Annotated in this window: 30 protein-coding genes; 3 read left to right on the top strand and 27 right to left on the bottom strand. The window is 48.9% G+C overall.

All coding sequences use genetic code 11. The features are described 5' to 3' along the window. Positions 1–218 precede the first annotated feature (218 nt). The 11 genes from M0R80_13640 to M0R80_13590 form a co-directional block, all read right to left on the bottom strand. The gene (locus M0R80_13640; GenBank protein MCK9460676.1) at positions 219–689 is read right to left on the bottom strand and encodes a hypothetical protein; all 471 of its coding nucleotides are present in this window, start codon (positions 687–689) and stop codon (positions 219–221) included. Positions 690–691: 2 nt separating this feature from the next. After that, positions 692–1,423, bottom strand: coding sequence for an ATP-binding protein (locus M0R80_13635; GenBank protein MCK9460675.1), 732 nt, complete (start codon positions 1,421–1,423; stop codon positions 692–694). Then, positions 1,404–2,306, bottom strand: coding sequence for a PD-(D/E)XK nuclease family protein (locus tag M0R80_13630; protein ID MCK9460674.1), 903 nt, complete (start codon positions 2,304–2,306; stop codon positions 1,404–1,406). Before M0R80_13630 ends, M0R80_13635 begins: the two co-directional genes overlap by 20 nt. A gap of 362 nt (positions 2,307–2,668) precedes the next feature. Continuing rightward, entirely contained in the window at positions 2,669–2,965 is a 297-nt protein-coding gene (locus tag M0R80_13625; protein MCK9460673.1) for a hypothetical protein, read from the bottom strand. A gap of 2 nt (positions 2,966–2,967) precedes the next feature. Further along, positions 2,968–3,246, bottom strand: a complete 279-nt coding sequence (locus M0R80_13620) for a 3D domain-containing protein (GenBank protein MCK9460672.1) — start codon at positions 3,244–3,246, stop codon at positions 2,968–2,970. 109 nt (positions 3,247–3,355) lie between these two features. Further along, positions 3,356–4,066 carry a hypothetical protein gene (locus M0R80_13615; protein ID MCK9460671.1) on the bottom strand — a complete coding sequence of 237 codons (711 nt, stop codon included), beginning with the start codon at positions 4,064–4,066 and terminating at the stop codon, positions 3,356–3,358. A 392-nt stretch (positions 4,067–4,458) separates the two neighbouring features. Next, a complete protein-coding gene (locus M0R80_13610; protein MCK9460670.1) occupies positions 4,459–4,755 on the bottom strand; it encodes a hypothetical protein in 297 nt (98 codons plus the stop codon). Then, complete coding sequence (locus M0R80_13605; protein MCK9460669.1) at positions 4,742–4,936, bottom strand: hypothetical protein; 195 nt, start codon at positions 4,934–4,936, stop codon at positions 4,742–4,744. The genes M0R80_13610 and M0R80_13605 overlap by 14 nt, the downstream gene beginning before the upstream one ends. A 3-nt stretch (positions 4,937–4,939) precedes the next feature. After that, a complete protein-coding gene (locus M0R80_13600) occupies positions 4,940–5,128 on the bottom strand; it encodes a hypothetical protein (GenBank protein ID MCK9460668.1) in 189 nt (62 codons plus the stop codon). Between the two features lie 79 nt (positions 5,129–5,207). After that, on the bottom strand, positions 5,208–5,693 hold the full coding sequence (locus M0R80_13595) for an HNH endonuclease (protein MCK9460667.1): 486 nt from the start codon (positions 5,691–5,693) through the stop codon (positions 5,208–5,210). After that, a complete protein-coding gene (locus tag M0R80_13590) occupies positions 5,690–5,956 on the bottom strand; it encodes a helix-turn-helix transcriptional regulator (GenBank protein MCK9460666.1) in 267 nt (88 codons plus the stop codon). The genes M0R80_13595 and M0R80_13590 overlap by 4 nt, the downstream gene beginning before the upstream one ends. A 177-nt stretch (positions 5,957–6,133) precedes the next feature. Here M0R80_13590 and M0R80_13585 point away from each other — a divergent pair, with 177 nt between their 5' ends. The 3 genes from M0R80_13585 (at position 6,134) to M0R80_13575 (ending at position 7,952) form a co-directional block, all read left to right on the top strand. After that, on the top strand, positions 6,134–6,466 hold the full coding sequence (locus M0R80_13585) for a helix-turn-helix domain-containing protein (protein ID MCK9460665.1): 333 nt from the start codon (positions 6,134–6,136) through the stop codon (positions 6,464–6,466). Positions 6,467–6,544: 78 nt separating this feature from the next. Further along, a complete protein-coding gene (locus M0R80_13580) occupies positions 6,545–6,763 on the top strand; it encodes a hypothetical protein (protein MCK9460664.1) in 219 nt (72 codons plus the stop codon). An 835-nt stretch (positions 6,764–7,598) separates the two neighbouring features. After that, positions 7,599–7,952: a helix-turn-helix domain-containing protein gene (locus M0R80_13575; protein ID MCK9460663.1), complete on the top strand. Its 354-nt coding sequence runs from the start codon at positions 7,599–7,601 to the stop codon at positions 7,950–7,952. Here the strand turns inward: M0R80_13575 and M0R80_13570 are convergent. From M0R80_13570 to M0R80_13495, 16 genes are all read right to left on the bottom strand, one after another. Then, positions 7,930–8,172, bottom strand: a complete 243-nt coding sequence (locus M0R80_13570) for a hypothetical protein (GenBank protein ID MCK9460662.1) — start codon at positions 8,170–8,172, stop codon at positions 7,930–7,932. The two genes, M0R80_13575 and M0R80_13570, sit on opposite strands and share 23 nt — an antisense overlap. A gap of 192 nt (positions 8,173–8,364) precedes the next feature. Next, positions 8,365–9,762 (bottom strand): TROVE domain-containing protein, encoded by a 1,398-nt coding sequence (locus tag M0R80_13565; protein MCK9460661.1) that lies wholly within the window; start codon positions 9,760–9,762, stop codon positions 8,365–8,367. A 524-nt stretch (positions 9,763–10,286) separates the two neighbouring features. Beyond that, the gene (locus tag M0R80_13560) at positions 10,287–11,366 is read right to left on the bottom strand and encodes a hypothetical protein (GenBank protein MCK9460660.1); all 1,080 of its coding nucleotides are present in this window, start codon (positions 11,364–11,366) and stop codon (positions 10,287–10,289) included. A gap of 4 nt (positions 11,367–11,370) precedes the next feature. Next, positions 11,371–11,592 (bottom strand): hypothetical protein, encoded by a 222-nt coding sequence (locus tag M0R80_13555; GenBank protein ID MCK9460659.1) that lies wholly within the window; start codon positions 11,590–11,592, stop codon positions 11,371–11,373. A gap of 176 nt (positions 11,593–11,768) precedes the next feature. Continuing rightward, on the bottom strand, positions 11,769–12,329 hold the full coding sequence (locus tag M0R80_13550) for an HNH endonuclease (protein MCK9460658.1): 561 nt from the start codon (positions 12,327–12,329) through the stop codon (positions 11,769–11,771). Positions 12,330–12,683: 354 nt separating this feature from the next. Next, positions 12,684–12,968: a hypothetical protein gene (locus tag M0R80_13545; protein MCK9460657.1), complete on the bottom strand. Its 285-nt coding sequence runs from the start codon at positions 12,966–12,968 to the stop codon at positions 12,684–12,686. Positions 12,969–13,329: 361 nt separating this feature from the next. After that, complete coding sequence (locus tag M0R80_13540; GenBank protein ID MCK9460656.1) at positions 13,330–17,373, bottom strand: hypothetical protein; 4,044 nt, start codon at positions 17,371–17,373, stop codon at positions 13,330–13,332. A 15-nt stretch (positions 17,374–17,388) separates the two neighbouring features. Next, on the bottom strand, positions 17,389–18,408 hold the full coding sequence (locus tag M0R80_13535; GenBank protein ID MCK9460655.1) for a hypothetical protein: 1,020 nt from the start codon (positions 18,406–18,408) through the stop codon (positions 17,389–17,391). A 13-nt stretch (positions 18,409–18,421) separates the two neighbouring features. Next, a complete protein-coding gene (locus M0R80_13530) occupies positions 18,422–19,330 on the bottom strand; it encodes a hypothetical protein (GenBank protein ID MCK9460654.1) in 909 nt (302 codons plus the stop codon). 14 nt (positions 19,331–19,344) lie between these two features. After that, positions 19,345–20,868 carry a hypothetical protein gene (locus tag M0R80_13525; GenBank protein ID MCK9460653.1) on the bottom strand — a complete coding sequence of 508 codons (1,524 nt, stop codon included), beginning with the start codon at positions 20,866–20,868 and terminating at the stop codon, positions 19,345–19,347. Between the two features lie 24 nt (positions 20,869–20,892). Then, complete coding sequence (locus M0R80_13520; GenBank protein ID MCK9460652.1) at positions 20,893–21,342, bottom strand: hypothetical protein; 450 nt, start codon at positions 21,340–21,342, stop codon at positions 20,893–20,895. Further along, positions 21,342–21,662 (bottom strand): hypothetical protein, encoded by a 321-nt coding sequence (locus M0R80_13515; protein MCK9460651.1) that lies wholly within the window; start codon positions 21,660–21,662, stop codon positions 21,342–21,344. The genes M0R80_13520 and M0R80_13515 overlap by 1 nt, the downstream gene beginning before the upstream one ends. Beyond that, positions 21,655–22,197 (bottom strand): hypothetical protein, encoded by a 543-nt coding sequence (locus tag M0R80_13510; GenBank protein ID MCK9460650.1) that lies wholly within the window; start codon positions 22,195–22,197, stop codon positions 21,655–21,657. Before M0R80_13510 ends, M0R80_13515 begins: the two co-directional genes overlap by 8 nt. A gap of 105 nt (positions 22,198–22,302) precedes the next feature. Continuing rightward, on the bottom strand, positions 22,303–24,174 hold the full coding sequence (locus tag M0R80_13505; protein MCK9460649.1) for a hypothetical protein: 1,872 nt from the start codon (positions 24,172–24,174) through the stop codon (positions 22,303–22,305). A 7-nt stretch (positions 24,175–24,181) separates the two neighbouring features. Further along, positions 24,182–25,156, bottom strand: coding sequence for a hypothetical protein (locus tag M0R80_13500; protein MCK9460648.1), 975 nt, complete (start codon positions 25,154–25,156; stop codon positions 24,182–24,184). Between the two features lie 30 nt (positions 25,157–25,186). Next, positions 25,187–25,695 (bottom strand): right-handed parallel beta-helix repeat-containing protein (locus M0R80_13495; protein MCK9460647.1); only part of this gene is annotated, 509 nt, incomplete at its 5' end.

The raw sequence follows: 25,695 nt of genomic DNA, 5'->3' as shown, positions 1-25,695 counted from the left end.
CACTTCTATTTCCTGCCATCCCACCGTAAGGTCGTTGATTGCGTTTAGCCTGTCGCGGCAAAGTTTATTCTCTGCCTCCAACTTGTCTGCTCGTTCACGGTGTTTATTGAGCGCATCACAGGCCCTTTCATATGCGTAAGCAGTTGGGTATCTGTTGCACAATGCCTCCAACTCCACTATCCTAGCCAGCGCGGTTGTGAGCAAATCGTCCCGGCGGCTCACCAGGGTAAATCCCCTTCGCTCAACTCAACGCCGCCCTCGTTCTTCATCCCAAGCAGTTTGTTTATATAGCTATTCTGATAGCTTTCCGTCCCTTTGGTTTTTGTTTTAAGCTGTACCTCAACCACCTTATCAAGCAGTTCCGGCAACACATTCGGCAGTTCGCTGACTTTTTCCAGATTCAATCCGCAGCGTCCGAGATCACGCTTCAGAAATTCAAGGTTCTCTTTGCTTTCAAGACCAGAATATCTGAAGATATGCCTGCCCTTAAATTCTTCCGGTGCTACTGCGATTAAGTCCCATTTCATTTGCAGGCGGTTTCCTTTTTTACTTTCTCCAATTTCAACTTCGTTGATATAAGCCTGATATGTTCCATCCGGCAGGTCAGCGTATTTGTTTTCTCCTGTGTCCTCTGGAATCTCTTGCCATACATCGTCAAATTGTGCTAAAGCCTCTGTGAATTCACTCATTATTATTTATCCCCCTTATTATTTTCTATGCCGTAAAAGGCATTGCTAAAGATGGTAAACATTTCACTCTCTTTGGCTATGGGTAATTCAATTATTTCAGGGATGTTACGCTTTGTTTTGTCCTTTGCTGTCCAATAAGCGGAAGGCTTGGTTTTTATTACCCTGCTTTCCACTCCTTCTTCGGTGGTTGTGTCCATATAAAGGGTAATGTCAGCAAGGTTCATTATTATTTCATTGCCTTGCTTGGAAAGGGTAGGAACGGCTTTGTTGTATGATCCTGTCCTTGTTTTGATTTCTTCAAACTTGGTATGGGATACAGCAACCAATCCATAAGGCAGTAAAGCTAGTTTGGTTATAACCCTCATAAACTCATCCCGCACCATCGCCCAGCCCTGTCCATAGTCTTTTTCAGCAGGCCAGTTTATTTTGTTTTTCTGGCAGATAAAATCAAGGCAGTATTTATAAAGGTTATCCACGGTGTCAATGATAATCGTTTTAAACTCATGCTTCCCTTCGCTTATTTCTTTAGCGAAAAGCAGAAAGGTATTCCAATCAGGAATGGGTGTATTCCATGTGGTTAATGAATTTAATCCTGGTTCTGTTGCAGCGAATATTGGGTTTGGAAATTGTGAGCAGAATGTTGATTTACCTATCCCTGGCATCCCATGTAGGTAGATGATAAAATCTTCAAGGTTTTCCTTTGGTGTGGTTTCTTTAATTGGCAGCACAGCCATTGTTATCCTCCCTTAATTCAATGTTTTGCTCTTGCCTCATATACATATCTATTGCATCAGGTTTTTGACAACAAAGAGGCATATAGGGGCAATTTCCCCAATCCATGCAGCGACTTGTATTCTTATACCAGAGGTTTTCACGTTTACACTTCAACATATCCTGTGTTAAATCCCACAGTTCGCTTTTGAACTCTGCTAAATCATCCTGTGAGCGGTATAGTTTTTCAGAGTAGAAGTAAAACTCTGGCCTTTCCTTGTAGTCTGCTGTCAGCCTGTCAAGATACTGGTAGATGGTTTCCTTTTTTGTCTGCTTAATGGTTGGCTTCCGCAGTATCCGATATATTACGCCTGCTATGTTTATTTCTAATGCTGTTTGTATGCCATGTATATAGGTTGTAACCTGTGTGTCAAGGGATAGCTTATCTATGTAGCTTTTCCCTATCTGCCCCGCTGTTTTGTATTCCACAAGCCACCATCTGCCGTCAATTAAAGCTAATCCATCCACTTTGCCAGATAGTGTAAATGATTTACTTTTTGCCCCTGTATGCGGGTTTATTATGTCAACTTCAAATATCTGTTCTGCCCTGTATTCCTCCGCTTCAGGAAAGCATCTGCCATATAATCCAAAGTATCCCTCTAATATGGCCTGTACTATCGCCTTGTTGGTTTCCAAGCTGTCAGCTTCATCCTGACTGTTTGGGAACGCTTCAGCGAATAAGGCAAGGGCATCCTCAACGCTGCCTGTTTCAAGTCCCTTGTGGACGGCTGAACCTATGCCTCTAGCTGTGTTCTGAAGGCGCGGTACTAGCAGTTCATTGTTGCGGTAATGCCATGCTTTCCGGCAGTTTTTAAACAAGCCGATTGAACTATTTGTTAGCAGCATTTTTCTCCCTCCACCCCTTGTCATATTCCCAACTGATACAGTCAATCACATCGGTAGTCCTGTCATCCTCAATGTTAAACTCCCGGTAAATCAGCGTTATCGCCTTCGCCGTACAATGCCCTGCTGTGTGATGTATGCAGGTGTTGGCGTTGCAGGTGATGTTTGTCATATAATCAGATTCCCCCTTTTCACCCTCTCCACTTTCCCTGATGGCAGCAGCACCCTATATGTGTCCCCAGTAACCCCCTCATGCGGCCCGCTGATTATCGTTAGCGGTATGCCAGGTAGCATGGCGTGTTCCACCACCATCCCCGCTGGCAGGGGTAGGTTATCCATGAGGCGGGGATCACCGTATTTAGGGCCTAGCAACCTTCTGCCTTGCGAAGCGTTTTAGATGCCGTATCTATTACGGCATATCCCACCTCTGATAAATTAATTGCTCCGCTTCTGGAAATATCAATCATAAGATCCGTTAACGCTTTCAACGCCTCGTACATATCAGGGGCGGCGGCTATCAGGTTAGCGTTTTCAACCATTTCCGGCACTGACATTGACTGCGCCGGAAGTATTACATCAAAAGATCCGACAATCGCGTTTTGCGCTGTCTCAAGGTCGAATGCTGTCGCGATTGCCTTCCACGGCCCCGGTGTAAATTTCATCTTTACCCCTCCTCAATTTTCACCATTACTTGCCTTCTCCCAAAATCCAACGCCGCCGCATGATCCTCAAACCACACATCCAGCCGATTCCCCCTAATGGCAGCCCCTCGATCTTGTACCACCCTGCGCCCTATCCCCTCAATGATTACCCAGGTTCCTTCAGGCAATACATCCCAGTCAGCCGATACAGTTTCACTGCTGGCCACTTTGCCGCTGGCCGTTATCCCTGTTTCAGAATCGCAGCAAACCGCGCAGTTACAGTATCCGGTAGCCTCGAACATCACCGCCGGCCTCTCCCCGCCGCGCGATACTTCAACTGGGGTAATTACCACCTTTGGCAAGTCGGATAGCGGAGTCCAGCAGGCTATGAGGATGATGGCGGCTAGGATGCTAGCCCTCAAATTCTGCCTTCAGCCGCAGAAATTCAGCATGACGCGCCTCGCGTTCGGGGTCGTAGGATTCGCCGGAATAGTAGGAGCCGAGTGTTTTAGATAGTGCTTTCCTTGCATCGTCTATATTTCTGAAGTCGCTTTCTCCATCTGTGCAATCGCCCCCATGATGTTTGGCATATTCACACTTGACACATCCAATCCCAAACCCATATACTTGGCAAAAATAACAAGTATCCGTAGAAAGCGGCAAGCCTCCAACTATCCCCAACAGCAACCCTTTCTTTGCCTCCATAACCACCTCTGGCCTATCAGCCTTCTCAATCGCCGCAACAGCCACCGCAAACATCCCCGCGTATTTGTCGGCGCACTCGCGCAGGGCAGAGGCTACCGAGTCGCGGGCGGTGGTGTTTATGAGGGTGGGGATGAGTTCGATATATTCAGGTTTTTCCCACCTACCGCAATTCTCTTTACAACTAACAGGCGGTTTTGCACTTTGTAATTCATGCGTATAATTGGGAGTGTCATACTCAATGCCATACTCACCGCTCTTAAAGGCCCTTACCGTACCTGTATCACCATTCCGCTTATTCCGCACCCTATCGCCCACCTTGAACATCGCTTTCTCCTCCTCCATTTTTGGCTTCCAGTTATCAGCGTCGCCGCTTGTAAGCCAACTGCACTTTTTGCAGATTTCTTCATTTTCGCCCATTAACTGTGATTCCGTCGGATGGTATCTAGCACAATCGCTACACAATCCATGTATCATTTACCCTTCCCCTCCCTCTAGTCCCTCATAATCCCTCTGTGTCAGCAGGCAGTAAAACCGCACGCCATCCAGCGTCCTCGACATCTCATGCACCGCCATCCGTCCCTGCCCAATCTGCCGGTGGACTGTCTCGCCCGGAATCTGCTCCAAGGCGCGATAGCCTAGCACGTGAACCTCGCTTTGGCTGATGGCAACCGGGACTGTTAGTTGGCTTACTGCTGCCCATGCCGCCTTTATCGCTTGCGTTGCTTCTGTCGCCTTACTCATTGACATAACCTCCGATGGCTTGTTATAATTTCAGTAACATTTTCCTTGATGCCGCCTTGTGGGGCGGTTTATTTTTTCTCAATGGCATCCCCGCAGGCGTGGCACAAGTATTTACCGCGGCCAATTGTGTAAATAAGAAACCCGCTACGACCACGAACCTCCTTGCCGCATTGGGCGCATATCCTCTTATGTGGACGGATATTTTCAAAACGAATCGCGCCTTTTATCATCCTTCGCCCTTCCCCTCCTTCCTGCAAAAATAACAAGGCTTGCTTTTGGCCCAGGTATGCAGCCGCCCGCACACAATGCACCTGTGCCGCTTGCCATATGTCTGTCCGGTATGCTTGGGCTTTATAGCGCTGCACACAGTCCATATACCATCCACAGCCACGCTGCCGTCAGCACCGCCAATTTGATGCGCCTGTCTATGCGGCTGAACCAGTCGAGGAAGCCTGCTGCTGTGTCGCGGTGGGTGGGCTGCTTGTAGATGTGACGGATTTCGTCGGATGATACGCGGCTGTTGATGTGTGTTACTGTTGCTTTCATGTGTTATCCCTCCTTGTTGCCAGCATTGATAAACTCGACCAAAGCCTGCACCGCAACAAAAGCCATAAACTGTCTGGTGCATTTAGACGCCGAAGTGATTTTGTCGCCCGTGTCAGCCTGTAGGTTAAAGTTTGTAATGCCTTCAGTCACCACCGCTTCTTCTTTCCATCCCTCAATCGTGATCTTGATCAAAATAACCACCTCGCTATCGGCTCGCCTGCCCACATCGCTAATGTCATCCAGCCGCAAAATATGACGAACGCTGCTATCCCTATTGGCATTGTGTTCCCTCCCTATTAACTAATATTGTTTCACCAAGTGCGGTAACTGCGTTGTAGTAAGCATGGTATGCCGCCTGTTCGTCTTTAAACACACCTAAATGCTTTTTTTGCCCGTTAATCTGGATTTGTGCCAGCCATTTATTAAGGGGTTTATGCCAATGAACGCCAAGGTATTTTGAAGTTTTTTCGTGGTGTCGGTTCTGCCCGTTCTGTCTGTGGGTTACGTGCCGGAGATTTTCGCGCCTGTTATCTACCCCATTGCCGTTGATGTGGTCTGTCACAAGCCCTTCTTTTTTGCCGATAATCGCATGATGCATTTGGATGTTTTCCCTTTTACCGTTTACGGTTTTTGACATCCTCATGGCGTAAAAAGTATTCCAGTGTTTAATGGCACACCACTTCCATTGGCTCAGCCATTCAAAGTCATCATCATCCACAAGTGCAACTTTACCCTGTGTCAATGGAATCTCTTTCATTGCAACTCCTCCCTTTCGTTCTCTTGTTCCTGTTTTCTCTTTCTTTGGTGCATTTCGACAACAAAAAAATAGCCAACATCCCTATTAAGGTAATCTGCTATTTTATGAGCTGTCTTTTCAGTTGTCGTACACTTGCCGTTGATGATCGCATTAAAATAAGGTATGCTAATGCCTGTAGCCTTTGCAAAGTCTGTTTGCGACATCAATTTCCGCATTACTGCGGTTGCCAGTTTGTTCCTTTTTGTAGCGTATACTGGTTTCAAAGTTTTCCTCCTAAATGTAAGCTGTTTTCTAACTCTTGAACAAATAATATCATACTTTTCGTGCTATGGCAAGAAAAAAATAATATAAATTTAATATTTTTTTAATACATTTCCTGTATCATGCTGTATAATGAAGTTTACAGACTATTTATATAAAAGGAGGTGCTTATTGTGAAGATGAAGCCTGAAGAACTACAACGGCAAGGTGCATATATGAAAAGCCTGCGGAATGACAGAGATATGACTTTAGAGGATGTCGAGGCAAAGGTTGTTGTGAATAACTCCTATCTGTCCCAGATTGAACGTGGGATCAAACGCCCCGGTACTGATACGCTTCGCAAACTCTCACAATGCTACGGTGTGCCTTTAAATGAATTGCTGGTACGCTATAAGCACACCTTGCCTGATGAAGTGCCAGAGAATAAACAGGAAGCTATATATAGGAAGATGGCTGAATTTAAGGACAAGTTTAATGAGCTGCAAAACCTGATTAACGGAATGTATAAATAATGTCGTAATTTGTCGGCAAGTGTCGGCAGAGTACCCTTTTAATTCCTTCCCCATAGGAGTATAATATTAAAAGAATATATGTTCGTTGATCCAATGACATACGGCAAAGGCAGTACAGAAGGGGAGGGGATTGCAGTTAGCCTAGAATTAATGGTAGCAGTCACGAAGTCGCTTCCTAAAGGGAAAGAATTTATCTGGCTGGCAGACTTGGGTGTGTTGATGGTGCTATCCAGTTTGGCTAAAGATAGGATGATGGAGATAATTTCAGACGCAATAAGAGAAAGCCCCTCTAAATGAGGGGCTTGTTTTTTTCTTGCTATTGCTTTTTGAGTACGATATATGGTATAATTATAGAAATATAACTTCATAAATCAAAGAATCTCCACGGCGGCGAACCGGGAGATTCAGGTGGGAAGTGCAACAGACACCGCCCAAAGAACTGTTTATTGTTATTTTAACAGTAAACATTAACTGTGTCAAGACGGTGACTGTGGAAATTCTCACAAGTCACCTTCATTTATTTTTGAGGGTTGCTAGGTGTTGGTGCAAAAGTCCTCAAAAAGCACTTCCGGGTAGCGTTCGTGATGACGTCCGGTAATGTAACAGTCGCGCCTCCAGGATAGAGCGGAATCCGTCTGCTCTTATCCCTTGTATCGAAGAACCGCCAGGATGCAAACAGGTGATGACACGCCCTCTGGACACCGCAGGGATGAGCCATGTGCAATAGAGGATTCATGTTGAGCTGTTACAGGCTGACCGAGCAGCGCACCAAAACGGCATGAGCGCAGTAATATGTGCCTCGAAGCGAACGACCGAAGCGTTATACGGATTGTTTGTTTTTGAGTATCCCTTTTTGCAAGGGGATCTCTGTCTTTACTTCCCTCGCGTTGCCGGATTGCTTGTAAGAAACGAAGTTATCAACAGAAAGGGTGCTAAAAATGAAAGATGTTCAAATTCACTATGCAGAAAAAAACAATATGCCTGACATTAAGTGGCGTGAAGAAAAAGGGAAGATGATATGCCGTGGTTATGGGAAAGGCCCTAAAAACGTGTTAGTATTGACTAGGCATGGGACAGTAGTAGTGCCACGGGGGAATATTAAATTTTGTTAATAGACAGAAAGGCTGATAACATGAACCACCTAACCATCATCGAAGCCGCCAAATACCTCAACCGCTCAACCAAAACCATCCGCAAATACATAAAGGATGGCAAGCTAACAGCCGTCATGGATGAGATACCTGGTGGGCATAGGTGGATGATACCTGTGGAATCCCTAGAAGCGTTTTTGGTATCCCCTTCCACTTCCAACGGAATTACAACGGTAGAGTTACAAGGGGTTGCACCTCCCCAGATGGGGATGGAAGTGCTGGAAAACCTCATAATGGGGATGGAAGTCAGGCTGTTGGAGGCTATAGATGCAAGGCTGGAAGGGATGGAGAAGAAAAAACCTAGCTTTTGGGCTAGGCTGTGGGGGAAGGGTTAATTTCGTTGTCATATGCCTTTATGACTTTATGAAATTCACGCATCCATGCAACCGGCATAATCCCCATGCCTTTTCGTGCTAGTTCCACAACTGCATCAGCCAGTTTCAATTTAGCTTTGAGGTTTTCTATCTCAAGCCTATCCTCGTCAGATTGTAGTTTTCTCCCGTTTTTTGTTCCTTCATCCCATAGAAAATGCCTCAATTGTAAATCTTCTACCATCTACTTCTCCCCCTTCCTCGCTTCATCTATAATCCTGCGTATGAGTTCGGCTGTTAGTGTTTGTCGTTATTACGATCCAAAAACTCCTTAACCGCATTTTCGACAACTTCCGACAGTGAAACAAACTTCTTCGCGGCATACATCCTTAACCGCTTCAAGGTTTCAAGTGTGAGGTATATTCCTACGAGTTTTTTATTGCTGCCCATCTTCAACGCTCAACCCCTCGTAAGCAAAGATATAATTCAGGAAGTGCTCACTCCATCCGCTTATTTCTGCCGTCCAGACTCCTTTGTAATTAATGCCCCTGGCATGAGAAGAAACATCAACGATATAGTTTTTGTCCCCAAACGGTTTCGGAATTTGACGGCCCGGAAGATCGCAATCCTGACTATCGGAGAAAATTATAATTCTATCCGGCTTTTCGGTTTCATGTTCCTTTATATATTCAAGGCACTGGCGGGTAAATATCCCGCCTCCACCCAGCCGGCCCCTAGCGTTTTTAACTTCCTCGCAAAGCGCAAACCCCCGGCGCGGTTTTAGTTTTTCTGTTTGGTGGATCCTTCTACCATCGTCCCCAGCAGTTGCATACAAGGAAATATGTTCGCAGGTTTCAGAAGCAATCAAAGCCATCGTCGCGGCGGCATCTAATCTGTTGAACTCGCTTCTATCGCTAACCGGCTGTTTCATTGACCCGGAAACATCTACCACAAATATAGTATAGCCGGGAAGTTTCGGTACTTGGGACAAACCCCGCAGCATTACACTTTCAATTTCCCTTTCCCAACTCGGAGCGTGTTTTGCGGCGGCAAAGTAGTTTAAAGGCAAAAGCCAGCGCGGGTTAATAGTATCAAATCCTTTTTGCATCACAGAGCGGCTAACCTGTGCTTGCTCCATGTTCCGCAGATTCCGCATAAAGGCCAGCGCCCCCAGCTTCCCTTCGTCGATTAAGCGTGTCCATGATTCCCTTTTGTCGTTTCCTGCTGACAATGCAACTTCCCAGGTATCGGGAACTGTTAATTCGTTTTCGGCAATCTTTTTAAATAGATCCTCTTTCTGGCCAGGGTGCGGGTGTACCATAAACAGCACATCACGAAGTTTTATTTGTTCGTCCCTGTTATATTTGGCGAATTGGTATTCGTTGAAATTATGAAACGCTTTTGCCAATCCGAGTTTTACCTGTTTGGATAGCGACTGCCTGCCATCCCGCCAGTACAGCGAAATAAACTCTGTCAATTCATCGGCTCTTTTGATGATTCGCGGCAAAAGTTCGCTAACGATTCCTTTATGTGTATCAATCCGGGCCATTTCGCGGGCTATGAACAAAGGAATATGCCGCAGTTTTTGCTTTTCTCTTGCCTCAACCGCAATAGAAAATACTTTGCCCGGAGATACTTGCGGGATAAGGTTTTTGATATTAATAGCACTAGAAACCCCATCTTCATAAAAATTATCCTCCCACAAAAGACAGGCCATGACAGCGCGCCGCAAGAGTTCTTCTGCACCCTGTTTAGCAGCGAAAGAACCATAACCTCCGGCAACTCTTTCTGTTTTGTCAACTCGGTAATCAATGGGTTTTTTGTTGGTTTTCATAAATACCTCCTTAAATAAAATAAAATCTTCGGGGAATAAACGCAGAGAGTAACGTAAGCGCTCTACCAATTGAGCTACAGGGCTTGCGCCCTGGCAGGGCTTGAACCTGCAACCTCTCGCTTAACAGGCGAAGTAACTCTATGCTGCACCACCGAAGATTTTTGCCAATATAAGCGGGGGAACAGGCGGCAACGGTGTCTGTATCAATCCGCAATTGAAGGAACCGTTGCCTACACCACCCAAATGTATATTAACATGTTAATATATTAATAGTCAAGAGGTACTTTGAAATTTCTACAAATAAAAAAAGCCGCCCCAATCAAAGGGCGGCTCTCATATCTAATATCTAACTTGTCCTGCCGTAACAGCTATGTTGCTCAAAACCTGAAACAAATCTCGCGGGTCATCCTTTGTCCTGCCGTAGTTGATAAGCCGCTGGATGTCATCTAAAAGTTTGTTATAGTCTGCTATGCTCACAGCCTCGCCCCTTCCGCACATTAGTTGCAACTCTATCCACTCCCACATCAATGCAGATACAGCCTGTTCTCCAACACCTGATACTTCGCAGTTTCCCACCCCGCCGCCTGCTCCTTGACGTAGACAACCACCTCATAATCTCCGGCCGGCAGCTCCGACAGCGTTATAGTAGCATCAGGCCCATAGTCCCGCACACAGTACCAACTGCCGCTGAGATCCCGCAGCCACCATTGGTACACAGGACACTCCACGTTCACAGCATCAACAGTCAGCGTAAAATCAATCTCGCTAATGGTGACACTTGGCACAGCAGGAAGGGGTTCCGGCTCCGGCAGAGGCTCGGGCGCCTTAACAGCAACCTCCCACATCTCAATTACAGGGTAGTCAAGCGGCATAAAACAGTACCCACTATAAGCCCAACCACCGCCCCAAGAGTTCAACACCCGCCAATACTCCACCCCGCCAATGTTACGCCAGCCGCAGATAGTCATTTCGTGATAGCCATTAGGTGTAACAGTCGTGTCCGGCATCGGCAGGATACCACTGTCACGCACATCATAAAACTCGTCATAGACAGGTATCATAATCGACACAGCCCCGGTGTGTATCAGGCAGGACTTAACCTCGTCAGGCGTATAAAGGTGCCTGCTGCTGTCAATCCTGTGCTGTGCAGCGGATACCCTCATCTTGTCGGTTATCATTTTTCTAAGTACAGGGTACTCATTCCGGGCGGGAAACTCGCTGTCTAAACAAGCCCCGTCCGTCTGCAAGTTGGCCAATGCTTGATACGGATACATCCCTTCACCCTGATAGTCGGTTACCTTGCGGTTGCCATAAATAAAAGCCGCGCTGTGACTGTGAAAGTCGCCATCAGCCACAGCCTGCATATCAAGCACAGCCCGCAGGGAGTACGATACGCACATACCGTAACCGTCCTGATCCAATACGAACGGCAACAACGGTAGGGTAAATTCAGCCGGGAAGTCCTCATCTACAACTGTGTCCTGCTGGACTGTGGCGGTTATGGGGGATGGATGCGCGCCCAAGGGCTTTAGGGAGTAATCCTCCGCAGATGCAGAGGATGTCAGGGACAGTATGAGTAGTAATGCAAGGAGTAACTTTTTCATGCGGTTACTCCCCTTTTGCTGTCCGAATCACCTTGGTAGCCTTAATTCTGCCATAGAGGGATATGGCTCCACCGATAGCCGTGACAGCCATAAAAACAAATTCGACAATCTCTGCCTGCGCCTTTTCGTCAATCACATATCCCGCCATGCCCGCTACGGATGCCGCGATAATAACCAGGCTGGACAATACGCCTTTACTCTCATACCACTGTTTAGATTCTTCCATTTTTCTTACCTCCTGATAATTTTTTATTAGTTCCAGTTTGATGAAATCTGATGGCTTGGAGGGTACATGACATCACCCCTTATACTCCTTCTCACACTTCTCGCACCACCACACCCGCCCATAGCCTATCTGTACAACCCACACAGGCAGGAGTGCCGTTCCGCAGGAGGGGCATCTCACCCCTCCCACCCAATGGCAGGATTTAGATTGCAGAAATCCTTATAATAAAACAATTCTGCTTCAGCCCTTGCCTTAATAGCATCGTCTTTGTTTTTAAAATAGCCCAAACTTATATGTTTCCCCCTATAACTAATTCGGGCCATCCATGCCCCGCCCCATCTTTTTTCACGGTATACGCCAGTATGCCCGCTAGTGTTGTCTTTACGGGGTTTTGTTTTATTTAACTGGTTATCCCCACAATCACAAATACGCAGATTGGATTTTCTATTATCTTTTCTGTCGTTATTTATGTGATCGATTTGCATCTTCTTCCAATCTTGCCCATGAACTCCCATAAGGAGCCTGTGGAGAAATACCCTCTCCCGTTTCGCCCCTTTTTGTAAGCCTGTTTCAATGTACCCTTCGTGATTTTCATACCACGTAAAATCTTTAATTTTTTCAAGGTCGCACAAATCAACAAGAAACTCTTTACCAGTATTTGTTGTTAATCCTATGACAATATCACCATCAAACTGATATTTATTAAGTTTTCTTGGCCTACCTGTTGGCTGTGTCATTCTATCCCTCCCACCTAGCAGGGCCATTTGGGCGAAAATCACCGTGGGTAAATCCCTGCTCGCGGTATATGCCGATACCGTCAAACCCTGCCTGCTCCATTGCCCTTGCAATCGTATCAACGCTAATCCCATCGGCATACACATCAACCGCAGTACCATACAGGTGTTGGCTGTCCTCCACACCGCCACATTCCGCATTGTGAGCAGGGCATCTACAGCCTGATAGAATGTGCAAAGGGCGCATGATCCGCGCCCTCACAAACTCACAGCCGCCTTGTAACTTGGTGTTGGGGATGAACAGCCCACAACCGCACTTGCAGGTAAATTCGCTGTCGTCAAAATGTGCCGTTGCCATCAGCCCTTAAACCCCAATTCCACCGCCAATTTCTGCAAGTTTGCGGGCAGGCTGGACAATGCCACTTTGCGGCCCTTGCCGTGGTTACCGTTGCCTCCGAGGTAGATAGTGCCTAACTCGCAGTCGATAAAAGCGTCCTCCGCTTTGATGATTGCTAGGGGGATGCCGTTTGATCCGGGGATGTCGGTTTCGATGATGGGGCCGGTGGTGGATGATTCCTCTGCTGTTTCCTTTTTGTCTACGATGTGGATGATGCCGTCTTTGCCTTTGTAAGCGTAATTCATTTTGTTACCTCCTGATTTTATTTTATCTTGCCAGCCACCCAACGCCCGCCGTCAGTGTGGCAATTAATAAGACTGCCCATATCGGCAGTCTGTTAGCGTAAGCTGATTGCATATTGTCGAGTCTGTCCATTATCCTGTCAACCACCTCGCCATCTTTGGTTTCGTGGGCCTCCTGCCTGTTTTTGATTCGTTCCGCGCAGGTAAATAGAGTGGTTATCTTTTCCTCTGCTCGTGCTACCCGCTGTTCGATTGCTTCCGTCAATGACGCACCACCCCCTGTAAAATTATGCTATAATATTCTGGCAGCCGGTCAGAGGTCGCGCTCTGGCAGCCTCACACACCATCCCGTGAGGCGGCTGCTTTAGTTTGCTACAATACTTCCGTTTTTGTTCTTGCTCACAGTTAAGCCCCTACTACGCAGGATTTCTGTTTTGACTGTCAGGGCAGCAGCATCCATGATTTTGTTTATCTCTCCAACCGCCTTGGCTGGATCTGTGGTGTTAACCGCCGCCAACTTTTCATTGGTTATCTCCCCTATGCGTTTTTGGAATAGGGCATATTCATCGGTAGTAAGTTTAATAGGATCTTCCTGCCCGCTTACTTTGAATGATTTATACTGCTTAACAGACCTTGGGAGTACTGTCTTGTCGCCTGTGGCCTTATACACATCCATTATTTTCTGCTCAACAGGCGAAGGAGTAAATTCTTTTGTCGTGCTAGGATTGAAATATGTGTTCCAAATTGAATTGCCACCCTGGACAGAGGGCATGTCTTTACCTAAAGTATCTGCCCTGGCAGGGAGTGATTTACTCAACCAGGGTATTTTTGCTTTTATCTTGTTGCCAATTTCTCCGGTCGTGCTGTCGCTGTATGTTTCCCTTGTCTTATCGTCAACGCTCTTTGCTACCTGCCCGCTTAAAGTTGGCACAAACTGTAAAGGCGTTTGCAGGACAGTATCTAAAATCCCCTGCATGGCATCATAGCCGCCCATCATCTTTTGTATCCCCTGCATAACGGACTGTTTTAACAGAGTGTTGCCACCGCTTTTAATCGCCTCTACCACCATATCAGAGGCTTTTTTGCGGTCTTTGATTCCGTTGTAGATGTCTGCCCCCATAGCCAACGCCACACTTATTGGCTGTGCAAAATCATATGTTCTGATTACATCGCCTTTTTGAGGGGATGGGTCATTGCCTGTAACGAGCCTTTTGGCTGCGCTCATATTAAACGAGTAGGGCATCTTCCCAACGTTCCTATTAAACGCCGCAACATCGGTGTCTTTATCTTGTTGGCCTGTAATTACACCGGCTTTGCATAAGTCATATCCTAACAGGATAGTAGCCGAACCGACAACAGACCGGCCTATTGCGTCAACAACGGCCTTTTGATCAAAAACACCTTTTCGGGTACTGGTATATGCGTGTTTAGCTGCCGACAAAAACCCAACAGGGCTATAGTCAACCGCTTTATCCATAATGTTTCCAAGTGTCTTAACGAAGGGGATATCCACATTCCCTAAGCCCCATTCTTTAGTTCCAAGGCCAGCCGCAGAGCCGACATAATTAAGCCCGCCCTGTAGGTATTTAACGCCCTTCGCTATATCGCTGTCGTTTTGGAATGTCCGATGTTCTGCTACACTCCTGGCCGCCGCATCCATTGCTTCTGTTGGGGTGTCTACCTTGTGAATTTTCATCTGTTGGCGTAGCGTGTCCCTGTATGCCGCTTGGTAGAATGGTACGTCACCGGCTTTTAACAGCGTATTTGTTGTGCCTTCTAACGCCTTCCCTATTGGGCTTTTAAACGACTTTCCGCTTCGTATTTCATACTGCCCGCTTGGAGTGGTGTCCACCCCATGTTTAACATCGGAATATACCCGCCCTGCGCCTTCCACAAACCCCTTGCCTTGTGTTATCGCCCCTTCAATAGAGGGCATCAAGGTGGTTCTGGTGGCATCTTTAACGCCTCGTGCCTTGCGCCCTGCTGTAATTGCCATATCAGCCAATGAGCCGGGAATGTCTTTGATGTTTTCAAAAGCGGCAAGAATGACGTTGCCGCCGATATTTCTAACATGAGTTTTAGGATTTAGCAGCATGGCAATTCGCCGGAATGAGTCTACCTTCTGCCCCAAGGTCGCAGGCTTCAACAAGGATAGAATCTCTTTCATCTTGCCTCTTGCTATTTCGGCATCCCTGCCCTTTAGCGTCTGTGCATCATTCGCCAGTTTCATTAACTGCTTTGCCATATCCTCCGAGAACACCGGCAAACCTAGTTTTTCAGCCACAAGTCGCCTATACTGCCCTTTGGACAATGCGCCCAAGTTGGAAAGTTCAATCATGTAATCATCAATCGCCGGACGCTTGCCGAAGTGCTTTTTACCAAACTTCTGATCGAGTATCTGCTGTTTCTTTTTGGTTGCTAATTGCTCAAACTTTGTGCCTATTTCCATTGCAAGGGCTTGGGCGTCCCGTTCTGCCATTCCACCCATATCAACGAGTTTTTTTACTAAGTCATTCCCCGCCTTGGTTTGTACGGTGTAGTGTTCCCTCACAATTTGAGCAAGGTCGACGCCTTCGCCTTTTATCCCCGCCCTTGTTATTTTGCCAATAGACGCCTCTGAATATGGGATGTTTATATAGTGAGCAATAAACGAATCAACGCTATCCATAATCCCTGGATTGTCGCCATACTTGGCTTGAAGTGACTTCTTCGCTTCGTCCCAAACAGAACGATATTTCTCTTTGTTAGCAATAGCCTCTTGAACAAAAGCCATTTCATCACGAGGCAACCGTTTTGCATCCTGCTTTGGTAGTACCTCTTTGGCTTTCTTAAACAGGGTATCTATCATGTCTTTTATGGGATCGGCTTCTTTGTCTTTGGACTCTGAAACGTGTTGTTTAATCCGTTCTGCCAACATATCGGGAGCCAGTTCTTCTTCGGTTAACACGGGTGTTTTTTCTTTTGATGTTTTACTTGGCTTGCTTGTCTTGGTGGTCTTGTTAATTACTTCTTCGACAACCTCTTTGTTTATCTCATCAAAAGACAGTTGCACATCCTCGCTTGCTTTTGTGTGCCTCTGCTTTGCGGGGGCAGGCAGTTTATCGTATGCCTTTTTAGCGTCTTTTGCCGCCTTCATCCCCACTCCTTCGGGAGTGAGTGCGTTGAATAACTTTCCTGCCTCGTTGTACTGCCCTGCTCCAGTCGCTTTTTCTGCAAGGGTTTCGTACACATCAATAGCCTTTGACATATTGCCCTGTTCTTGCAGTTTTACAATTACCTCTTTGCCTAATCCCATCCTGTAGGCGTTTACATCGGTAGTGTGCAGGACATAATCAACAGACTTTTCCAGTCCTTCATCAGCTAGAAATTGTTTTGATCCTTCTTCTGTCATGGCATGAGTCTGTTTTTTATACCCGCCGGGGCCACCTTCAAAAGTATCAACCAACAACCCAGCTTTAGTTTCGGGGTGCGTCACGGGTGATTTCATCCCTGTTACCATGAATGAACGTACTTTTTCTTCGCCCATCTGCGCCTGCTTTTCAGGTATGGTAAATTTCGCCGCCGATATTGAGCCTTCGCCCAGGAAGTCGCCCTTGCCCTTAATCGGCACAGCCTCCCCTATATCCGCTTTCATCTGCGCCAGCACATCGGGATGAGTAGTCTTGACGCTCTCGATTCCCTTCGGCAGGATAGTTGGTTTGATAGTAGGCATTTCCACTTTAGGGGCAGGGGCTTCCATAATAGGCAACTCCACCTTAGGATTCTTAAACCCTTTCAGCGCATTACTCGCTTTCCCTATCCCATACGGCAACATCCCCAACAGCGCATTACTACCCGCCGCCGTTGCCATCTCGCCTGCGTCCACAGGACGGTTGTTAGCCACCGCCATTGTCGCTTCATAGGGGATGGAAGCCGCACCGAGTTTCAAGCCTGTCTGTGCGAACGCAGGCAGTTTTGCCACCTGCGGTATCAGGGATAAGCCTTTCTCCGCTAACTGCTCACTCCCGCCCCACAGCTTCGCCCCTGCGCTCTGCGGATTAGCCGTAAACCCCATCAGCCCGCCTGTTAAATCTGCCGCCATATCCCCAAGCCTACTGCCTGTGGTGGTCTTGTCGGGGTTATCAACGGTAGTCATAACCTCCGCACCTGTTTGCCCTGCCCTCTCGATGAAAGGAACATCCATCACCGCATTGCCTGCCCTGCCTAGAGGGGTGAATATCTTGGCAAAGGTGGGATGCGCGGTCATCCATTCGGTGTTGAGATTCTTGAATTCAGGCTCGTATTCTGCGGCTTTCATTTGCAGGGAGGGGTCGCCCACTTCAGGGTCGAAGCCTAAATCTATCTTTGGAGATGCCGCTAATGCCGCCAACCCACTTTTGGGTCTGCTCGCTAAATCTTGTAATCCCACGGGGAAACACCCCCTTTATAAGCCATACTGTGCAGGGTCAAGCCCATCTTCTATTAATCCCTGCCTTATTTCTACATCGGAATAACCGTTTGCCCTTGCCTGCTGTATCATAGACGATGTTACATCACCGCCGCCCGAAGCCTGCTGCGGCTGCTGTTGCCCGCCGTATGTCATCATGTAGGCGCTTATAAGATCCTCTAGGCTCCAAGTGCCTTCAGGAGTGCCTTCCTTGCCGGTGTAAAGGCGAGGGTCATTGTATGCCGCCGCTTTAGCTTGGTCATATAGAGATACCGGCTTAGGTGTACTGCCACTCCCGCCGCCGCCACTACTCCCGCCATACGGAGCGTTAGCACTCCTTTGGGTGTTGGCAAGCGTAGCTTCTGCCTGTGCCCTTGCCAGCGGCATATACCAGTCCTGCCCCTCAACAGAATTAGCCGCCGCCGATTCCTCACTCTGCCGCTTGTAGGTCGGCAGGCCAGCAGAAGTCATATTCGGCAGGGAGTTGACAGATGAGGGGGTTACTCCCTCCTGTATCCACCCGGCCTTCCTCGCTAAATCTAAAGCCGCATTATGATAAGATTCTGCCGCCTGCATATCCCCACTTGTCGCCGCCTGCGTGTAGAGTTCGCCAAACTTGCGAATCTGTGGGGTGATGTCGCTTGTAGAGGTGGGCGCTATCAGTCCTTGGTCGGCATACTGCTGTGCCAGTCTATCAGCCTGTTCCTTCTCCTGATTAGCTGAAAATGTGCGGTCGTTGTTGAATTGATTAAGCTGTGTGTTATAGGCAGACATCTTGTTTTGATATTCCTGCAATGCCTGATTCGCCTTGGATTCCTGTTCAGCATCGAATAGTTGATGTGTCTTGACTCCCTTTGTCCACTGCATCCCATATTCACTGCCAGCATCGTCATTCCACTTCTTAGCCTTGTACGCCTCATATTCTGGCGCTATCGGCATGGTTGACACCGCTGAAGCGGATGGGGTGAGGGATGCCCTGGGTTGTACCTGCGCGAGCAGGCTGTTTATCTTGTTCATATCAACCGCCATATCAATACCCCATTTCCTTCAGTTTTTCAACCATGACAGCCTTTTCCTCCGGCGTTAACCCGCCGGGGTCAAGTCCCGCCGCCTGTATCATCGAGTCGTTTTGGATGGTGTCAGAGGAATAGTATTCATCGAGTTTCCCCATTGACTTCGCCCGCTGATAAGCGTAAGTGTTCTCCGGCAGTTGCGGTGTCAGCGTCTTATTCCACATGGCAGATGCGGTTTGCTGTTCCCTGCCTGCATCGTAGTAGTTAGGGTCTACGTTGAGGTTCTCCCCTCGCCTGAAGCGCAGGGACAGGCTGTAGGGGCTGTCATTCTTGGCATAACTGGAACCCATCTCCGGGTCTGTGCTGCCATCCCCTGTTTTGCGCCATGTCCCGGCGTTGGGAATGAATGTCACATTCCCCTCCGGGTTGGACAAGGTACTGTCATACCGGTTAACCCCGCCGCTGCCTAGATTCTCAAACCGTGTTGCCGTAACATCCGTACTCCGTGAGCCATCCCCACGAGTAAAGCCATTAGGCAGGGCGTTGATATCAAGCAGGCTGTTGCGGTACTGATTGATAAGGTCGAGATCCATTTCAGACACAAGCCCGGTATCCTTGATGCCAGTGTAGGGTGTAATAGGTGTGAGGGAAGGGGTATAGCCACTACTTCCACTACTCCCACTATCGCCGCCGCCAACCCTTCGCCAATCGGAACTGTGCCCGCCGCTGTGTCCTGTAGCACCTGGGATAACAGGGCCGATGAAACCGGATGAGCCGGAAGAACCGCCAGAGGAACTCGAACCGCCCCAAGATGTATTGCCCTGTCCCGATGCCGTAGTACGGACACCGCTTGCGCTTTTCTTCTTGTTGCTGCTGGAAGACGATGTCTTGTTGCTTTTGCCTGTAGATTGGTCGCTGGATTTCATGTTTTCCCTCCCCTCTATGCCGCCGAAACGTCGACATTGTATTTGGCTATCAGGGCTTTAATATAATCCGCTGTGCCTGTCGGGAGAGTCGCCTTGTCGGTAATCGCCATGTAATTGGTGAACAGGTTCATAATCAACTCATTGCGGGCATTGGCAGTCAGGTAATCCAAGTTGCCCTGTGACTGCTGAATATCAGCCGCTAACTGTTCCCTTGCGATAGCGTTAGCCTCCTGATTCTGCGCCGTATCAGCCGTTAGTTTGTCCCTGTTGAGGGCGGCCGTGCGTTCGGCCTCCGCTATCTGTTGTGCCAGTGTTTGGCTGTACTGTGAGCCTGATTGCGCCAGGGACTGGTCAAACTGACTGCCCTGCTGTGTCAATTCCCTTTCAGCCAGAGCGTTAGCCGCCGCTGAATTTGCCGCTTCCTGTGCAAGCGCCGCGTACTTGTATTCGTTCTCCTTGCCTGCCTGTGATTCTGTAAAGCCGAACTCCGCATAGGGCAGGGCGCGGGTGTAGCTGTCAAGAAGTGCCTGTGTTCTGATGTCGCTGTTGGCGTTGATTTCCTGCTGTCCGAGATTGCCGATATTCTGAATAGCCTGCCCGCTTCTGTTCATACCGAGTTGGGCGGCGTACTCATTCTGCTGTCTGCCTAAATCCCCATACTGTTGGGTATTGGCGCGAATGTCGCTTTCCATCTGCGGGGTATATGCCGAATAAAGCTGGTTGGCAATACCGGAAATATAATCAACGTCGCTGTAAGTGCCTGTGCCGCTTGTTGCCGCTGTTGCCGCTGTAGTACCTGTTCCCGCCGCCGTTGCTCCTGTAGTGCCTGCCGCCGCCGTGTTGGTAACAGGTGAGGTAGTTGCCGCCGCGCCGGTTGCCCCTGTAAGGGCGCTGCCGCCTTGACGTTGCGCCTGATATGCAGATTCTTCCTCCGGCGTTGCTGCGGAAACATTAGAAAACGTGCCGTCGTTGAACATCATCGTCAGCCGCCCGGTAGCAGGATTCACCTTCCAGCCGGTCGTGTCGGTGTATTGCCCTACCCCCGTTCTGCTGTCGAGGGCGAAGGTTTTCTGTGGGGTTGCTGCTGTTGCCAGGGTGCCGGTTGTCCCGGTGGGATAAACAGGGTCGGTCGTACCTCCGGGGGTTTTATCGTACCCGCCTGTCAGCGTATCTGCCCCCGTGCCGGTAGTCAGAAGCCCTGCTGATTTAGTAAGCCCCACAGGGTCGGTTGTCCAGCCGGGGGTCTTGTTGTCTGTAGTTGCCTTGACCCCTGTGTCTCCCGCCAATGTCCCTGCTGCCGTTCCTGTGTACGGCGTAGATATACTGCCGCCATTGACAGGAGAGGTTGTCCACCCCGCCCCGCCACCGCCATATCCGGGCGTTGAACTGATAGCGGAGGCAAGTTGCTGTTTCGCGCCCCCGCTTACAGGGTCAGTTGTATATGCGCCTGCCAGTTGTTTCTTCTTTGCTTCTTCTTCTGCCGCCTCATACGGCGAGAGTGTTGCCGTTTTTCGTACAGTTGAGCCTATTGTTGCCAATTTCAAACCCCCTTTCGGATCTGATTACTCTAAGGTATTTGTGTAGTCCATCTTAGAATCTATATACAGTCTAAAATTGGACAAAATAATATTATTGCCTATGCCTGCAGCGTACACATATACTTGCAGAACAGAACCATTGTCTATAGCAATATCCTCGGAAAACTCGGTCGCTGCTCCGTCTGCCGCTATTGATCGCTCCGTCCCAACAGGGCTGCCGTTTTTATAAATCTTCCCGTATTTAATATCTGAACCCGGCGGCGAGTTAGCCGCAATTGTAAACTTTACCCGCACGACACCCCGGACGTTGGCGGTTGTAATTTCCTTTGCCTTGGTTGGGTCGGTGCCTACCGTTTTAGCCGCATCCGTGTCGTTTGATGCCCACAGGTCGTCCCCTGCGGCAACAACTATAGGCACTCCGACACCACAAATACCCGCCTGACTTAAAAAGCTGGAACTCAACAACCCCTGCATTATGAAGTCACCTCGTTGATCCCCCAGATGTAATAATCCATATCGCTGTTAACCTCGCCCTTGACTTTGATAGTTAGGCCGGTAGTCACAGGCATATTGAGGCCGGTTCTAATCAGGACGTCCCCCGCTGGTATCGTCATAAGATAGGGCAAAATCCGCTTGTCGTCTACCAACAGCTCCGCTTTTCTTGCGGAGGCGTTGGCGTTGCTGATACAAAACCCCTGCATTACAAAAGTGGTTGAAGCGGCTATTGTTGCCGCTGTTGCGCCAGCGGTTGCCAGCGTCCCGGAGTAAGCCTGATCCGTATATGTCTTAGCCAATATATCGCACCCCCCTAGTTGTTAAAAATTGCATATCCGCTGTCGCGGCTGTATGGGCTGTCACAACGTCAAGTATTGCACCCGCCGCAGTAGAAAGTTTGGCATCAGTTATACTGTCATCCGGGATGCCGCCCAAAACAACTGCATCTATAAGCCCCTTCAGGCTTTCAAGCTGTGCCTGTACCGTTGCCCCTGTTACCCCTGTAATGGCAGTAGTGCCAACCACATCAGCGCCGGAAGAACCGTCTGTTACCGCTTTCAGTACAGTCATAATGTTCTCTAAAAGCGCCTGCACCGTCGCGCCGGTAAGCCCATCAATGGCGGTTGCGCCGACAAAATCAGCGCCGCTTGCGCTGTCCGTTACCGCTTTTAAGACGGTGACAATGTTCTCTAAAAGTGCCTGTACCGTGTTCCCTGTAAGCCCTGCAATGGTAGTAGCCGCGACATGATCCGCGCCGCTTGCCCCATCTGTAACCGCCTCAAATATTGCTTTTAGGGCGTTCAGGTGTGTCGTTATCTGGTCAAGCGGAACCATGAGCTGAAGCCGCGCCGCCGCCCCGCTTGCGGGGTTGGGGAAGGTTGTCGTATTGGAAAACCCCGTTGCCGGGGTATACGCGAAGGTAGGAATCGTCAATGTTTATCACCCCTTTGTTTTTCTGGTCAGCGAATAGCAAGCTTCCAAATCCATGATTGATAGGTTTTGTCCTACCTCGTTATTGCTAACCATGAATTGGAAGTAAACAGACTTTTTAACTTTCGGCTTAAAATGAAGCGTCGGAGGGACGCTGTAGGCTTCCCATGTGAATAAGTCCCAAGAGAAGTAGTCCCACGAGAATGACTTGCTTGTCGCTGTCTTAGTGGAAAGCACCGCCCCTTTTCTGTCGTAAAAGGTAACTGTCAGTGCGACATTGCCCGCCTCGCGAGTCCGTATATACAGGTCAGAAATATGCTTCTCCCACTCCGGCAGGCCGAAGTGAAGCAACTTGCATTTCCAGTATGAGTTAATGGCAACGCCGTTATCCGAGAATATGGCAGGCGTTAACTCCTGCACAAGCCCGGTATCCCTGTCGCCGTAGTAGCAAGTGCCGTCATCCACAAGCCAGCAGTTGGCATTGATGTTATCCCACACGAACCACGCCAGTCGTTCCTCGTCCTCGCTTGCCTTGCCGGTGTAGCTGAAAGGTGTCAGCGCATAGTCCCAAACATAGGCGTTGCTACCCACACAGATGATGTACTTGCCGTCCCAGTCAACCGAGGTAGCAAGCAGGAGGTTGGCGTTTGTTTCGTCTAAAAGCCCTGCCCTGCCGTACCCGCCGTTGATGTTGCCGCTTAGAGGCGCGACATTCTTTTCAGTCCGGGTGTCTGTCGCCGTCATGACAAAAGCCCCTGCATAGGAGTTGCAGAAAACAATATTGTTGTCAATCGTCTGAATCGTATAAGGCATATCACAGCCCACAGTTGAGTTGAGGGGGTAGGAAGCAAAGTCCATTGTGGTAGATCCGACGTATTCAATGCGGGAAATAGAACGCTGTTTTAATAGAACAAGCTGGTCGTACATCACAGAAAAGCCGGTGTTGAAGTCAGCGTCACTACCCACCATAAACCAGTTGGGGGTAGGCCAGTACAGGGCGTTGGCAACCTCGCAGTAGTAGACTGTCGAAGCGTCACCGCCTGTCAGGAATACCCTAGTGTCATTAGCGCCGCCAAATATGACAGCGTACTTGTTCTTCTTAATGTAGGTGGAGTCGTTGAGTCCTGTCTTTTCTGCCTGAATGATGACATTGTTCGTGCCGGTAGCCGGTGCGCCATGAGGGGATGTCCCTGCCGCAAAGTCAACCACGCCGGTAGTGCGGTTGACTGTGAAGTGCGTTCCTTCCGTTTTTGTTACCCCTGCAATCGTCGCAGTTACAGTCACGGTTGACAGTCCGGCATATGACAGGGTAAAGGCGGTATCAGAGTTGTTGCCGTTGAAACTATCCCGCCATGAGTTGGACATGAGATTGAGTGATTCGTTGATAGTGCCTACCCCTGCGGGCGTTCTGGCCTCGCTGATTATCGGGGCGTAGCCGACAACCGCCGCCGCTGTGGTGCCGTTGTACTGGATGAAGTTTGTGCCGTCGATGTAATACCAAACATCCCCAAAGGTGAACGCCACTCCCTTAGCATTGGCAACGCCGCTGTAAATCTCTATCGGCTGTGTTGTACCTGTTTGGGTGTAGAGTTTCGTACCGTGATGGATAATGCGCTTGGTAGTGCCTGCCAACAGCTTGTAATCGTAGATGTAATGCACCGCACCTGCCCCTAGTGTCGTGTCGTATACCTCTGCCTGTCCGGGGCGCTTTTGCAATGCCCCCCTGTCATCACAGCAGGTATTCAGCGAGTAGGGGGATTGGCTGTCGGCTATCTGTGATTGTTCGTATTTATAGGAAACCCCTCCGTCGATGAGTTGCAGACGGAAGGGTTTTGGAGAAGATGGCGGTGTTAACACATTAAATTGTTGGTACTGCCTCACCACGTTATCACCACCCTGTCACATTGGCTATTTCGCCCACATACCCCGCAGAATTGGCCAGCAGTTGGGACTTGCGGAACTCGTAATCATTCATCAAGTCACCGCCGAAAGTAAGGCCGCTGCCACCCTCTGACTTTAGTATCTTGGCCGCAACAAACAGCGGTATGATGTTAGCCGCCTCGTCGCTCACCCTGTAGGTGCTGTTAACCGTGTCAATGCCGAATACAAGGGCATCGTCCGTAGCCTCTACCTCTGTAAAGGTGAACTTGGTAGGAAGCCGCCAGTAGTGGACAATGAACTCTGCCGGAGCATCGTACCTGCTGATGCGAAGTTTGTTGTCGTTGTCGAGGGTGTAGCTGGTATAGGCAGAATACTTGCCTCTGCCGTACTTCACCATCACCTTGTCAAGCTGCAAAAAGTCAGTCGGCAGGGCATACTCAAAGTAAGGCCGGTACTGTTGGACAAGTGCCGCCGTTGCGAAGGTGTAGGGGTAGAGGACATAATTCCTGAAGCTGAATGCGTAACTCCCGGTAAACCTCAATCTGATAGTGTTGGTTGAAATTGAAGGGGTTATCAGCCTGCGGTACTCGGTGAGGGAAGTCACCGTTGACGCGATTGTGATTGTTTCAAGTGCGGTGTAAGTGGTAGAACCCACCACCGCTTCTTCAATTACCACTGTGCCGGGACCGGTTGCTTCAAAGAAACAGGACTTGGCATTTTCCAGGGTAATTGAAATATCCGCCCCATCAGGAAGGAATGTCTGTATCTCGGAAGTGTCCGAACCCTCATAGACAGGGGAATGAATGATGTACTGTTCGCCGTGTATCTTAGCTGTGGTAGTCGCTAAATCCACCATAGCCCTGTTGGTGAAGTCGTAAATCTTGGCGGTTACATCGGCGGTTGTCTGGATAACGCCAGATGTGTCAAGCTCGTCAAGCAGGGCAAGGGTAGACTCCCTGACATCCCCAAAAGTTAATGCCAATAAAAAAACCCCCTTCCAAAGAGGAATATGTTAAACAGCGCCGCTTCCAATCTGTACGTCGTCAACGGTAATGTTCAGGTATGGGTAATAAGCGTTGCTTGCTGTGAAGCCTGTGCCGTACCGTATCTGCCCTGAACCGTTGCCGGTTACAGTGCAGTTGTTAATTGTTATCGTGACAATATCGGTCATGGAGCCCGCCGCCAGATGATAGAACCACCAGTCGATGCCCCACCCGTCGTTGTCGATTATCTGACAGTCCTCAACAAGCACGTTCTGGACATACCGGGGATACGCTTCAGGCTCAAAGTCAATGCCTGCCTTGGGATTAGTACCTGCCTGCCCGCTTAACAGGCCGGTTTTCTGTAAGATACCATTTCGGATAGTAAGCCCCTTGACAGAGAATACGCTAATCCCCTGCTTGCGGCTTTTCTCGGAAGTGAAGTTTTCCAGCAGGATATTGTCAGACCATTGGTGTCCTGCCAGGTTCCCGCCGATGGCAATGTTCTCGCCCCAACCCTCGGAAACGGCGAAGTCGGATC

The sequence above is a fragment of the Pseudomonadota bacterium genome (assembly GCA_023229365.1).
Classification (GTDB): Bacteria; Myxococcota_A; Polyangia; order JAAYKL01; family JAAYKL01; genus JALNZK01.
This window is presented reverse-complemented; position numbering and strand designations above follow the sequence as displayed.

Excerpts from the sequence above, each read along its gene's own strand:
- M0R80_13640 (MCK9460676.1), bottom strand. The coding sequence starts at position 689 with ATGAGTGAATTCACAGAGGCTTTAGCACAATTTGACGATGTATGGCAA.
- M0R80_13635 (MCK9460675.1), bottom strand. The coding sequence starts at position 1,423 with ATGGCTGTGCTGCCAATTAAAGAAACCACACCAAAGGAAAACCTTGAA.
- M0R80_13630 (MCK9460674.1), bottom strand. The coding sequence starts at position 2,306 with ATGCTGCTAACAAATAGTTCAATCGGCTTGTTTAAAAACTGCCGGAAA.
- M0R80_13625 (MCK9460673.1), bottom strand. The coding sequence starts at position 2,965 with ATGAAATTTACACCGGGGCCGTGGAAGGCAATCGCGACAGCATTCGAC.
- M0R80_13620 (MCK9460672.1), bottom strand. The coding sequence starts at position 3,246 with ATGTTCGAGGCTACCGGATACTGTAACTGCGCGGTTTGCTGCGATTCT.
- M0R80_13615 (MCK9460671.1), bottom strand. The coding sequence starts at position 4,066 with ATGGGCGAAAATGAAGAAATCTGCAAAAAGTGCAGTTGGCTTACAAGC.
- M0R80_13605 (MCK9460669.1), bottom strand. The coding sequence starts at position 4,936 with ATGAAAGCAACAGTAACACACATCAACAGCCGCGTATCATCCGACGAA.
- M0R80_13595 (MCK9460667.1), bottom strand. The coding sequence starts at position 5,693 with ATGAAAGAGATTCCATTGACACAGGGTAAAGTTGCACTTGTGGATGAT.
- M0R80_13585 (MCK9460665.1), top strand. The coding sequence starts at position 6,134 with ATGAAGCCTGAAGAACTACAACGGCAAGGTGCATATATGAAAAGCCTG.
- M0R80_13580 (MCK9460664.1), top strand. The coding sequence starts at position 6,545 with ATGTTCGTTGATCCAATGACATACGGCAAAGGCAGTACAGAAGGGGAG.
- M0R80_13575 (MCK9460663.1), top strand. The coding sequence starts at position 7,599 with ATGAACCACCTAACCATCATCGAAGCCGCCAAATACCTCAACCGCTCA.
- M0R80_13570 (MCK9460662.1), bottom strand. The coding sequence starts at position 8,172 with ATGGTAGAAGATTTACAATTGAGGCATTTTCTATGGGATGAAGGAACA.
- M0R80_13565 (MCK9460661.1), bottom strand. The coding sequence starts at position 9,762 with ATGAAAACCAACAAAAAACCCATTGATTACCGAGTTGACAAAACAGAA.
- M0R80_13560 (MCK9460660.1), bottom strand. The coding sequence starts at position 11,366 with ATGAAAAAGTTACTCCTTGCATTACTACTCATACTGTCCCTGACATCC.
- M0R80_13555 (MCK9460659.1), bottom strand. The coding sequence starts at position 11,592 with ATGGAAGAATCTAAACAGTGGTATGAGAGTAAAGGCGTATTGTCCAGC.
- M0R80_13550 (MCK9460658.1), bottom strand. The coding sequence starts at position 12,329 with ATGACACAGCCAACAGGTAGGCCAAGAAAACTTAATAAATATCAGTTT.
- M0R80_13545 (MCK9460657.1), bottom strand. The coding sequence starts at position 12,968 with ATGAATTACGCTTACAAAGGCAAAGACGGCATCATCCACATCGTAGAC.
- M0R80_13535 (MCK9460655.1), bottom strand. The coding sequence starts at position 18,408 with ATGAACAAGATAAACAGCCTGCTCGCGCAGGTACAACCCAGGGCATCC.
- M0R80_13530 (MCK9460654.1), bottom strand. The coding sequence starts at position 19,330 with ATGAAATCCAGCGACCAATCTACAGGCAAAAGCAACAAGACATCGTCT.
- M0R80_13520 (MCK9460652.1), bottom strand. The coding sequence starts at position 21,342 with ATGCAGGGGTTGTTGAGTTCCAGCTTTTTAAGTCAGGCGGGTATTTGT.
- M0R80_13510 (MCK9460650.1), bottom strand. The coding sequence starts at position 22,197 with ATGGTTCCGCTTGACCAGATAACGACACACCTGAACGCCCTAAAAGCA.